Annotated in this window: 2 protein-coding genes; one reads left to right on the top strand and one right to left on the bottom strand. The window is 71.0% G+C overall.

Annotated features, from left to right (window positions below):
- A partial coding sequence (locus ACY5KJ_RS19595) for a hypothetical protein (protein ID WP_462204054.1) occupies positions 1–182 on the bottom strand: 182 nt, incomplete at its 3' end.
- A gap of 482 nt (positions 183–664) precedes the next feature.
- Between ACY5KJ_RS19595 and ACY5KJ_RS19590 the strand changes: the two genes are divergently transcribed.
- Positions 665–1,999 carry a glycoside hydrolase family 26 protein gene (locus ACY5KJ_RS19590; RefSeq protein ID WP_462189293.1) on the top strand — a complete coding sequence of 445 codons (1,335 nt, stop codon included), beginning with the start codon at positions 665–667 and terminating at the stop codon, positions 1,997–1,999.
- Positions 2,000–2,071: the final 72 nt, after the last annotated feature.

Below are 2,071 nucleotides of genomic sequence, written 5' to 3'. Positions count from 1 at the left end.
GCGCCGTAGCCCTGCGGCGCGCCGTACCCACCGGGCGGGGGTCCATAGCCGGGCGGTGGAGCGCCGTAGCCGCCCTGGTCATAGCCGCCCTGGCCGCCATAACCACCCTGGCCGTAGCCGCCCTGGTCATAACCCCCTTGGCCGTGACCGCCGGCGGGAGGGTACTCGGGTGGCTGGGACATTGGGTGCTCTCCTGTTGTCGTCGTGGCAGGCGAGCCGATGAACGGCCCCGCCACCGCGCCTGGCTGCATGACCCTCGGGGCGCTCGACCAGGCACCGCCGACACTCCACCGACGCGTGATCCCCGACCCGTGCGCGGGATCCGTGACGCGAGGTGGGTGGACCACCATGCACGTCCCGGGCTCCGCGCGCGCACATTGTGGCACAGCCAGCATGTCGACCAACCGGCGTGCCGACCAGCCGGGCTCCACGCCACCCGAGAGCCTCACCGCCCGAAACCCCCGAGTTCCGACAAGTCGGTCTAGCACGTCGGTGTAGTGTCTCATCCGAACTATCTAGACATGGCAGCCGGCGTCGAGGGGGCGACCGGAGGCTGGTCCGGTTCGTCTCAGGCTGCTGTGCGACATGGAGGTCATCCGCTTCGATGCCGAAGCCGGGACCCGGGGGTCCTGACGACACTGCCACGCACGGAGGGATACCCGCGGTGAAGCACCGGGCGGAGGGCGATCCCAGCCCGCCGAGAGTCCGATCCGGTTCCCGGCGCGGGCGTCGCCGTCCGCATCACCCTGCCTGGATCGCGTCGCTGGGCGTGATGGCTCTGGTCGCCGCCGCAGTCGGGTGGACCCTCGTCCCCGAACGCGACACCGGGGGCGAAGGCTCGGCGACAGTCGAGGCCACCGCCATCCAGCACGGGAAGCCCCGACACGGCGATGACCCCCGGGTACAACCCAGCGTCTCAGCAGGCACGACCGGCGGGCTACCCGGCGGAGACTCCAGCGCGACCGTCGGCTCCCCCTCGCCGTCACCCGCCCCGGTGCCCGCGGGCACCCCGGCCGGTACGGCCCCGCGGACCGCCGCCAAACCGACGACCCCCGGCGCCGCGGCCCGGGTCACGAAGCCGGCGGTACAGGTGCCCGTCATCCCCGTCGGTGGCGGGGGCGGTTCGGTGCCCGGCGGCATGAGCGGCGTTGCCGCGGGGACGATGACGCAGGTGCGGGCCTGGGAGAGCTTCCGCGGCTCGCCGGTCAACGTCGTGCTCACCTTCACCGACCGGTCGAGCTGGCAGACCATGACGAACCCGTGGCTCGGCTCGGGCCCGGAGAAGTTCTCGACCTTCGCCGGCACCTGGATCATCTCGCAGCCCTTCTACCCGACGGGCGGTGGGGACATGAACTCCTGCGCGAGCGGCGCCTACAACGGCCACTGGGCGGACTTCGGCCGGTGGCTGGTGGCGAAGGGCCGCCCGGCGAGCATCATCCGGCTCGCCTGGGAGTTCAACGGCGACTGGTTCCCGTGGTCGGTCTCCAAGACCAACCCCACCACCTGGGTGAACTGCTTCCGCCAGGTCGTCAGCGCGATCCGCTCGACGGATCCGCAGGCCCGCATCGACTGGACGCTGAATGCGCACAGCAGCGGGGCCTGGGCCGTCTACCCCGGTGACCAGTACGTCGACATCATCGGCATCGACAGCTACGACCAATGGCCGGCGAGCACGGACGACGCTGCCTTCGCCAGTCAGTGCCACGCCGAAACCGGGCTCTGCTCGACAATCGCGTTCGCCCGCCAGCACGGCAAGCAGTTCTCGGTCCCGGAATGGGGACTCGTCGGAAAGAGTGACACCGGGGCGGGCCGCGCCGGCCGGGCCGGCGGCGACAACCCGGTGTACATCCGCAACATGTACCAGACGTTCGCCGCGAACCGCGACATCCTCGCCTACGAGACGTACTTCAACGACTCGGAGCCCGGGAACGTGCACTCCTCCCTGGTGAACCCGACAGAGCATCCCGCTGGCGCGGCCACCTACGCCTCGCTCTGGTAGCGCCCCGCCCCGATGGCGGCACGGCTCCGACCGGATCACACCCAGATCACACCCAGATCGGAGCTGCCGGCC

Source organism: Frankia sp. CcWB3 (assembly GCF_977927595.1).
Note: the sequence above shows the minus strand (reverse complement) of the source record. Positions and strands in the feature narration are given on the sequence as shown.